The sequence below is a fragment of the Pseudomonas sp. SMN11 genome, assembly GCF_052041945.1.
Taxonomy (GTDB): Bacteria; Pseudomonadota; Gammaproteobacteria; order Pseudomonadales; family Pseudomonadaceae; genus Aquipseudomonas.
In genome coordinates, this window is record NZ_JBKGGW010000028.1 from 53,431 (window position 1) to 62,389 (window position 8,959).

The 8,959-nt window shown below is 64.9% G+C and carries 11 protein-coding genes; 10 read left to right on the top strand and 1 reads right to left on the bottom strand.

What is annotated here, in order from left to right; genetic code table 11:
- Nucleotides 1-3 precede the first annotated feature (3 nt).
- From ACLEJU_RS20860 to ACLEJU_RS20905, 10 genes are all read left to right on the top strand, one after another.
- Complete coding sequence (locus ACLEJU_RS20860; protein ID WP_016497780.1) at nucleotides 4-669, top strand: riboflavin synthase; 666 nt, start codon at nucleotides 4-6, stop codon at nucleotides 667-669.
- Between the two features lie 18 nt (nucleotides 670-687).
- The gene (ribBA, locus tag ACLEJU_RS20865; protein WP_027917815.1) at nucleotides 688-1,779 is read left to right on the top strand and encodes a bifunctional 3,4-dihydroxy-2-butanone-4-phosphate synthase/GTP cyclohydrolase II; all 1,092 of its coding nucleotides are present in this window, start codon (nucleotides 688-690) and stop codon (nucleotides 1,777-1,779) included.
- A 92-nt stretch (nucleotides 1,780-1,871) separates the two neighbouring features.
- Nucleotides 1,872-2,348 carry a 6,7-dimethyl-8-ribityllumazine synthase gene (gene ribH, locus ACLEJU_RS20870; protein WP_027917814.1) on the top strand — a complete coding sequence of 159 codons (477 nt, stop codon included), beginning with the start codon at nucleotides 1,872-1,874 and terminating at the stop codon, nucleotides 2,346-2,348.
- The gene (nusB, locus tag ACLEJU_RS20875) at nucleotides 2,345-2,845 is read left to right on the top strand and encodes a transcription antitermination factor NusB (protein WP_003255393.1); all 501 of its coding nucleotides are present in this window, start codon (nucleotides 2,345-2,347) and stop codon (nucleotides 2,843-2,845) included. Before ribH ends, nusB begins: the two co-directional genes overlap by 4 nt.
- 18 nt (nucleotides 2,846-2,863) lie before the next feature.
- Complete coding sequence (gene thiL / locus ACLEJU_RS20880; RefSeq protein WP_435424795.1) at nucleotides 2,864-3,832, top strand: thiamine-phosphate kinase; 969 nt, start codon at nucleotides 2,864-2,866, stop codon at nucleotides 3,830-3,832.
- Complete coding sequence (locus ACLEJU_RS20885) at nucleotides 3,829-4,332, top strand: phosphatidylglycerophosphatase A family protein (protein WP_085677096.1); 504 nt, start codon at nucleotides 3,829-3,831, stop codon at nucleotides 4,330-4,332. Before thiL ends, ACLEJU_RS20885 begins: the two co-directional genes overlap by 4 nt.
- A 16-nt stretch (nucleotides 4,333-4,348) precedes the next feature.
- On the top strand, nucleotides 4,349-5,092 hold the full coding sequence (locus tag ACLEJU_RS20890; protein WP_435424796.1) for a substrate-binding periplasmic protein: 744 nt from the start codon (nucleotides 4,349-4,351) through the stop codon (nucleotides 5,090-5,092).
- A gap of 122 nt (nucleotides 5,093-5,214) precedes the next feature.
- Nucleotides 5,215-5,832: a GTP cyclohydrolase II gene (ribA, locus tag ACLEJU_RS20895; protein ID WP_103448799.1), complete on the top strand. Its 618-nt coding sequence runs from the start codon at nucleotides 5,215-5,217 to the stop codon at nucleotides 5,830-5,832.
- Nucleotides 5,829-6,248, top strand: coding sequence for an MFS transporter (locus ACLEJU_RS20900; RefSeq protein WP_435424797.1), 420 nt, complete (start codon nucleotides 5,829-5,831; stop codon nucleotides 6,246-6,248). The genes ribA and ACLEJU_RS20900 overlap by 4 nt, the downstream gene beginning before the upstream one ends.
- Nucleotides 6,248-7,060 carry a cobalamin-binding protein gene (locus ACLEJU_RS20905; RefSeq protein WP_435424798.1) on the top strand — a complete coding sequence of 271 codons (813 nt, stop codon included), beginning with the start codon at nucleotides 6,248-6,250 and terminating at the stop codon, nucleotides 7,058-7,060. Before ACLEJU_RS20900 ends, ACLEJU_RS20905 begins: the two co-directional genes overlap by 1 nt.
- Here ACLEJU_RS20905 and ACLEJU_RS20910 read toward each other — a convergent pair.
- Nucleotides 7,038-8,909, bottom strand: a complete 1,872-nt coding sequence (locus tag ACLEJU_RS20910; protein WP_435424799.1) for a TonB-dependent receptor domain-containing protein — start codon at nucleotides 8,907-8,909, stop codon at nucleotides 7,038-7,040. The two genes, ACLEJU_RS20905 and ACLEJU_RS20910, sit on opposite strands and share 23 nt — an antisense overlap.
- Nucleotides 8,910-8,959: the final 50 nt, after the last annotated feature.

Here is an 8,959-nt window from a genome sequence, read left to right on the forward strand (position 1 = left end):
CCCATGTTCACCGGCATCATCGAATCCATCGGCACCATCCGCAGCCTGACCCCCAAGGGCGGTGACGTGCGCGTCTACGTCGAAACCGGCAAGCTCGACCTGGGTGACGTCAAGCTCGGCGACAGCATCGCCGTCAACGGCGTGTGCCTGACTGCCGTCGAGCTGCCGGGCAACGGGTTCTGGGCCGACGTCAGCGTCGAGACCCTCAAGCGCACCGCGTTCATCGACCTCAAGAGCGGCAGCAAGGTCAACCTGGAAAAAGCCCTGACCCCGACCACCCGCCTGGGCGGCCACCTGGTCAGCGGCCACGTCGACGGCGTCGGCGAAATCATCTCGCGCAGCGATAACGCCCGCGCCATCCAGTTCCGCGTGCGTGCGCCCAAGGAGCTGGCCAAGTACATCGCCCACAAGGGTTCGATCACCGTCGACGGCACCAGCCTGACGGTCAACGAGGTCAATGGCGCCGAATTCGAGCTGACCATTGTCCCGCACACCCTGTCCGAAACCATCATGGCCGACTACCGCGCAGGGCGTCGGGTCAACCTTGAGGTCGACTTGCTGGCCCGTTACCTGGAGCGTCTGCTGCTGGGCGACAAGGCTGCCGAACCGAGCAAGGGCAGTGGCATCACCGAAAGCTTCCTGGCCGCCAACGGCTTCTTGAAATCCTGATTGAGAAGGGGGTGCCGAGTGGCGCTCAACAGCATCGAAGAACTGGTCGAAGACATCCGCCAGGGCAAAATGGTCATCCTCATGGATGACGAAGACCGCGAGAACGAAGGCGACATCATCATGGCGGCCGAGTGCTGCCTGCCTGAGCACATCAACTTCATGGCCAAGCACGCCCGCGGCCTGATCTGCATGCCGATGACGCGCGAGCGCTGCGAAACCCTGAAGCTGCCGCTGATGGCGCCGCGCAACGGTTCGGGCTTCGGCACCAAGTTCACCGTGTCGATCGAAGCCGCCGAAGGCGTCACCACCGGCATCTCCGCCGCTGACCGTGCGCGCACCGTGCAGGCCGCCGCTGCCAAGGACGCCAAGGCCGAAGACATCGTCAGCCCGGGCCACATCTTCCCGCTGATGGCCCAGCCGGGCGGCACCCTGGCCCGCGCCGGCCATACCGAAGCGGCCTGTGACCTGGCGCGTATGGCCGGCTTTGAGCCGAGCGGCGTGATCTGCGAAGTGATGAACGACGACGGCACCATGTCGCGCCGCGCCGAGCTGGAAGTGTTCGCCGCGGAGCACGGCCTGAAGATCGGCACCATCGCCGACCTGATCCACTACCGCATGATCCACGAGCGCACCGTGCAGCGCGTCTCCGAACAGCCGATCGAGAGCGAGCTGGGCGAGTTCAACCTGGTCACCTACCGTGACGCGGTGGAAGGCGATGTGCACATGGCCCTGACCCTGGGCAACATCTGCGCCGAAGAGCCGACCCTGGTGCGCGTGCACAACATGGACCCGCTGCGCGACCTGCTGCTGGTCAAGCAGCCGGGCCGCTGGAGCCTGCGCGCGGCCATGGCCGCCGTGGCCGAGGCGGGCAGCGGCGTGGTACTGCTGCTGGGCCACCCGCTGGACGGCGACGTGCTGCTGGCGCATATCCGCGAAAGCGCGGGCGATGCACCGACCAAGGCGCCGACCACCTACAGCACCGTCGGTGCCGGTTCGCAGATCCTGCGTGACCTCGGCGTGCGCAAGATGCGCCTGATGAGTTCGCCGATGAAGTTCAATGCGATATCCGGATTCGATCTGGAAGTTGTAGAATACGTGCCCTCCGAGTGACTTGAGGCGGCATTGACGCCCTTAAGCTCGAGTCCAGACCCCTGTCGAGGCCGCTTGTATGCGGCCTCGCTCTTGAAGATGAGAATATCGGAATGACCCTGAAGACCATCGAAGGTACCTTCATCGCCCCCAAAGGTCGCTATGCTTTGGTGGTTGGCCGCTTCAACAGCTTCGTCGTCGAAAGCCTGGTAAGCGGCGCCGTTGATACCTTGGTACGCCACGGTGTCAGCGAAAGCGACATCACCATCATTCGTGCCCCGGGCGCGTTCGAAATCCCGCTGGTGGCACAGAAAGTCGCCCAGCAAGGCGAATATGACGCGATCATCGCCCTGGGCGCAGTGATCCGCGGCGGTACCCCGCACTTCGAATACGTGGCGGGCGAATGCACCAAGGGCCTGGCCCAGGTGTCCATGGAGTTCGGCGTACCGGTGGCCTTCGGCGTTCTGACCGTCGACTCCATCGAACAAGCCATCGAGCGCTCCGGCACCAAGGCTGGCAACAAAGGCGGTGAAGCTGCCCTGTCCGCTCTGGAAATGGTCAGCCTGCTGGCGCAGTTGGAGGCCAAGTGATTAGCGACGAAAGCGATCGTTTCAACCCGCGCGATCCAAAACCTGCGGATGCCGGCAAGCCATCGAAGAGCGCCAAGCGCCGCGAAGCCCGCAAGCTCGCGACCCAGGCCCTGTATCAGTGGCACATGGCCCAGCATTCGCTGAACGAGATCGAAGCGCAGTTCCGGGTCGATAACGATTTTACCGATGTCGACGGTGCCTATTTCCGCGAGATCCTCCACGGGGTCCCGGCGATCAAAGGCGAAATCGACAAGGCGCTGGTGCCTTGCATGACCATCGCCCTGGAAGAGCTCGACCCGGTCGAGCTGGCCGTGCTGCGGCTGTCCACCTGGGAACTGATCAAGCGCGTCGACGTACCGTACCGTGTGGTAATCAACGAAGGCGTGGAACTGGCCAAGGTCTTCGGTGCCACCGACGGCCACAAGTTCGTCAACGGTGTGCTGGACAAGCTCGCCCCGGCCCTGCGTGAAGCAGAAGTCAAGGCGAACAAGCGCTGATCCTGGCGCTGCCTGCCCATGGGTGAGTTCGAGCTGATCAACCATTACTTCGCCGCCGCGCCCTGTGCGCAGGGCGGCGAGGGCGTGGCCCTGGGTATCGGCGACGACTGTGCGCTGCTGGACCTTCCTCCCGGTGAACAACTGGCGGTGTCGACCGACACCTTGGTCGCCGGGGTGCATTTCCCCGCTGTCTGCGATCCGCTGCTGCTTGGCCAGCGCTCGTTGGCCGTGGCGGCCAGTGACCTGGCGGCCATGGGCGCGACGGCGATCGGCTTCACCCTCGCCCTGACCCTGCCTGATGTCGGCCCCGACTGGCTGGCGGCCTATGCCGACGGCCTCAGCCGCATGGCCCACCGTTGCCGCATGAGGCTGATCGGTGGGGATACCACCCGTGGCCCGCTGAGCATCACCGTCACCGTGTTCGGCCGCGTGCCGGCAGGCCAGGCGTTGCGCCGCAGCGGCGCGCGGCCGGGCGACCTGCTGTGCGTGGGCGGCTCGCTGGGCAAGGCAGCAGGGGCGTTGCCGCTGGTACTAGGTGAGCGCGAGGCGCCGGCGGAACTGGCCGAGCCGCTGCTCCAGCACTACTGGTCGCCGATGCCTCAGCTCAACCTGGGCCAGCTGCTGCGCGGCCGGGCCACGGCGGCGTTGGACATTTCCGATGGCCTGCTCGCCGACTGTGGGCATATTGCCAAGGCGTCCGGGGTCGCACTCGAGGTGAACCTGGCGCAGGTGCCAGTGTCTCCTGCATTGGAAGCCTTCCTTGGCCAGGATGCGGCACGGCTGGCAGCGCTGACCGGTGGCGACGACTACGTACTGGCCTTCACCCTGCCGCCTGCGGCGCTCGCCTCGCTGACCGACCTCGGTTTCGCCGAGGTGCACGTCATCGGTCGCGTGCTCGAAGGCCAGGGCGTGACCCTGCGCGACCCGCAGGGCCAGGACATCACCCCGGTTCAGCGGGGCTATCAACACTTTAGGGAGACACCGTGACCGACCACCCCAACCAGGTGCCTGCGGAGTTCGTTCCGCCATCGGTCTGGCGCAACCCGTGGCACTTCATCGCCTTTGGCTTCGGCTCCGGCACCCTGCCCAAGGCCCCCGGCACCTGGGGCTCGATGGTAGCGATCCCGTTCATCCCGCTGTGGCAGATGCTGCCCGACTGGGGCTACTGGCTGCTGCTGGGCGTGACGATGCTGTTCGGCTTCTGGCTGTGCGGCAAAGTTGCGAATGACTTGCGTGTGCACGACCATGAAGGCATTGTCTGGGACGAGATGGTCGGCATGTGGATCACCCTCTGGCTGGTGCCGGAAGGGTGGCAGTGGATCCTCGCCGGGTTCCTGATGTTCCGCTTCTTCGACATTCTCAAGCCATGGCCGATTCGCTGGATCGACCGCCATGTACACGGGGGCGTCGGGATCATGCTCGACGATATCCTGGCCGGTGTTTTCGCCTGGCTGGGCATGCAGATTCTGGTGTGGGCGGTAGGCTGAAGCGGGGAGCGTTTCGATGGCCATAAGGACTGTGCTGCTGGCAATGATGCTGAGCCTTGCCCCTTGGGCGATGGCGGCCGATGCGCTACCGAAGCAGATTCATCTGGTCAGCGAAGAGTGGATCGATTACACCAATGCCGATGGCAGCGGTGTGGCCTGGGATGTATTGCGCAAGGTGTTCGAGCCTGCCGGAGTCAAGGTGGTGACCCAGAGTGCGCCGTACAGCCGCGCGGTTGGCCTGGTCAAGCGTGGCGAGGCGGACGCCTGGGTCGGGTCGTACAAGGAAGAAAACGACGAAAACCTCTACCCACGCTGGCATTTCGACATGGACCACATCTATGCCCTGGGCCTGGCCAGCAAGCCGGTGCCGACTCTGGCCACCGTCGGCCAGTACCGCCTGGCCTGGGTACGCGGCTACGACTACAGCAGTTACCTGCCCAACGCGAACAACTTCAGAGAAATCCAGCGCCGTGAAGGCATCCTGCCGATGCTCGAACATGAGCGGGTGGATTTCTACATCGATGCGCAGACCGAAGTCGACTACGTGCTCGGACAGGCCTCGCAGCCGGAGCGTTTTCGCAGCACCCATGTGGCCGAGCTGCCGCTGTACCTGGCGTTCTCCAGGAACGAGCACGCCAAAGCCCTGTGCGACCTGTTCGACAAACGCATGGCCGAGCTGGTGCACAGTGGCGAGCTGAAGCCGATTTTCGAGCACTGGAAGCAGCCCTATCCCTTCACTCCGGACAGCAAACCGCTGTAGGGCCGTATGACTAAGCATCGAACTTTTCGATCTTAAGCTACGGTATTCAACGAGCGCACACGCGGCGACCTGCTGATACAATCGGCTCACGAGAAATTTCCTACTTTATCCAGGAGCACAACGTGCCCGTCGTCTTTGTTGCCGCCTCGAAACTCCCGACTCCCTTTGCGATCTTCACCATGCATGGCTTCCTCGACGAAGCCACTGGCCGTGAGCACGTAGTGCTCAGCTTGGGTGATATCGCCGACGGCGAGCCGGTGCTGGGGCGTCTGCACTCCGAGTGCCTGACCGGCGATGCCCTGTTCAGCCAGCGCTGCGACTGTGGTTCGCAGCTGGAAGCCGCACTGCAGGCCATCGCCCGCGAAGGCCGTGGCGTGCTGCTGTACCTGCGTCAGGAAGGCCGCGGCATTGGCCTGTTGAACAAGATCCGCGCTTATGAGCTGCAGGACGGTGGTGCCGACACCGTCGAGGCCAACGAGCGCCTGGGCTTCGCCGCCGACCAGCGCGACTACGCCATGTGCCTGCCGATGCTCGAGCATCTGGGTGTGAAAGCGCTGCGCCTGATGACCAACAACCCGCGCAAGGTCAAGGCGCTGACCGACATGAACATCAAGGTCGCCGAGCGCGTGCCGCTGCACACCGGGCACAACCCGCACAACCGTTACTACCTGGCGACCAAGGCCGGCAAGCTCGGTCACATGCTGGGTAACGAACACCAGGGCGAGGTGCCCCAGGCGTGACCCGCGGCGAGGTCAAGCGGCGCCTGGCGCTGGCCTGGTGGCAGTACCTGGCGGTCGGCCTGGTGCCGCTGCCGGTCATGGCCTGGGCCTTTGGCGGGGGCGATGCGCTGATCCCGGTGCTGGCGATGCCGCTGTTCATCGCTGGTGCCGCGACCATGTTCCTCAGCCTGCCGCGCTTCGGCGCCTACAAGCGGGCACTGATCGCCACCTCGAAGGTGCTGGGCACGGCTGAAGAGCCAGCCGCCTGGATCATGCTGGCGCGGGTGCGGCGCATGGCCATGTTGTTCGCTTGTTTCCCGGCCTGGGTCGCTGCGCTGTCGGTGCTGGTCGGGCTGGAGGCGGTGCCGCAGTTCCTCCTCGCGCTGTCCACTGTGGTGCTGCTCTACCTCTACCGCATCCCGCGTCAGCTGGGCTGATGCGTATCCTGATTTGCCTGCTGGCATTGCTGGCCCTTACCGCGAGGGCCGGCGAGCCCTTGCGCGTGGTCAGCCTCGCGCCGTCGATGAGCGAAATCATGCTCGAACTGCACGCCGATGACCTGCTGGTGGGCGTGCTCGACGGCGGCGAGCGACCGCAAGCGCTGCAACGGCTGCCTTCGGTGGGGCGCCAGGGCCAGCTGGACATGGAAACCCTGCTCAGCCTCAAGCCTGACCTGCTGCTGCTTTGGCCCGGTAGCGTGGCACCCGCCCAGCGCGACCAGCTCAAGCGCTTGGGCATTGCCACCTATAGCGCCGAACCCCACGACCTGAATCAACTGATCGACCAGATCGAGGCGATTGCCGTGCGAGTCGGGCAGGGCGAGCAAGGCCGGCTGTACGTGCAGGCTCTGCGCGAGCGCTTGCAGCAGCTGCGCCAGCAGTACCGGCGCGAGCAGCCGTTGCGGGTGTTCTACCAGGTATGGGACCGGCCGCTGTATACCCTTGGCGGGCGGCAGGTGGTCAGCGATGCCCTGTCGGTGTGCGGGGCGCGCAATGTCTTCGCCGATCTGAGCCAGCCGGCACCGCAGGTGAGTGTCGAGTCGGTGCTGATGCGTGACCCGCAGGTGATCCTGGCGGGTGATGAGGCGCAGCTGGCGAGCTGGAAGGCCTGGCCACGGCTGAGCGCGGTGGCCGGCGAGGGTTTGCTGGTGGTGCCGGACAGGGGCCTGGAGCGGCCCAGTGGGCAGATGATCGAAGCCACCGCCCGCCTGTGCGCGCTGCTGGCGGCTAGAGTGCCGGCGTCCAGGTGACGCTGAACAGCGCAGTGCGGCCTTCTTCGCGGTAGCCGTAGCTGGCTCCGTCAAAGCTGTACAGCGCCCGGCTGTAGTCCTTGTCCAGCAGGTTATCCAGCTTCACTTCCAGCTTCAGTTCCTCGGTTGCCAGCCAGCCTGCACGCAGGCCCAGCAAGCCGTAGCCGCCGAGTCGATTGCGGTTGGCTTCGTCGTCATAGCTGGCGCTCACGGCCTGCCAGCTGGCGCCCACATTGAAACGTTCGAACTGGCGATCAAGGTCCAGGCTCAGGGTGCGCCGGGCGCGGCGGGCGAGGGTATGGCCACTGTCGCGGTCGCGTGGGTCGATCAGCGCCAGGCCAAGCTGGCTGCGCCATTCGCCCCATTGCTGGTCCAGTGCCATTTCCAGGCCGTTGATACGCGCCGAGGCGACGTTTTGTGGAATCGAGTCCTGGCCGAAGATGATCGCATCGCGCAGGTCGGTGCGGTACAGCGAGGTCTCCAGGCGGCTGTCGTGGGTCAACTGGCTGCGCCACTGTACTTCATAGCTCTTCGAACGCTCGGGCTTGAGGTCCGGGTTGCTGAACTGCGGGTAGTACAAGTCGTTGAACGTCGGGGCGCGGAAGCCTTCGCTGTAGGACAGCAGCACGTCATTGCGGGCATTCAGCGGTATGGTGAGGCTGCCACTCCAGGTGGTCTGGCCGCCGAACTGCTGGTTCTCGTCGTGCCGTACGCCCAGCTCGGTGGAGAAGTTTTCACCGCTGTAGCGGTGCTGGATGAAAGCCGCACGGTTCCAGCGGCTGTCTTCAGTAAAGTCGGTGCTGCCGTGCACACGGTCTTCGTACCAGTCACCACCCAGCAACAGGTTGTGCCGCTCGGCCAGCGACAGGTCGTTCTGCCAGGTGACCTGGTCACGGTAAGTGTTGAACACGAAACGCTCGTCGCTGAGCTTGTCGCGCTTGTCGTCACGGTTTTCGCTGTGGGCAAGTTCCAGGCGCGAATGCCAGACATCGTTGAGCTGTGCGTCAAAATAGCTGCCCAGGCTGCTGACGCTGAAGTCGGTGTAGGGCTTTTGTCCGAAGCTCTCGAAGTTGACCGGGTCGAAGCGGCCGAACGGGTTGTCGTATTCGCTGCGGCCGCGGCTGTCGAGCAGGTTCAGGCCGGCTTCGAAGCGCTCGCCAAAGGTATGGCTCAGGCTCAGGTTCAGCGACTGGTTGCGGTAGGCGTCGTGGTCGCCGTCGCTGGCAAACGACGGGCCGGTCGAATCGATGCCAGCGGTTTCATCGAGGCTGGCGCCGAGGTTGAAACGGGTGGCATCGTCACCGCCGGACAGCCCCAGGCTGCGCTGGAACGTCTGGTTGCTGCCCGCCGCCACGCGCAGGCGTGGCTGCAGGCCGGGGCCGTTGCTGCGGCGGGTGAAGATCTGGATCACCCCGCCGATGGCATCGCTGCCATACACCGCCGAGCGCGAACCACGCAGCACTTCGACGCGTTCGATCTGGTCGATATCGAGAAACTGCAAGCCGCTGTCGCCGGAGGTGGCGTTGGCGATGCGCACGCCATCGACCAGTACCAGGCTCTGGGCGGTCTTGGTGCCACGGATGAAGATGCCCGGCAGGCTGCCACGGCCTCCGGTAGGCGCGACTTGCACACCGGGCACGCGGGTGAGCAGGTCGGTCACGCTGCCGGGTTGCAGGCGGTCGATGTCGGCGCGGGTGAAGACGGTGTTGGCGGCGCTGGTGGCGGTACGCGATTCGACCTGGCGGTTGGCGCTGATCAGGATGTCGGGGAGCTTCAGGGCGTCGTCGCGTTCGGCGGCCAGCAGGAGTGTAGGCGCGCAGAGTAGCGCGGCACAGGCGGATTTTTTCATGTGCAGTTCCATAGCATTCGCGGGCATGCCCGCTCCCACATGGTCATCAC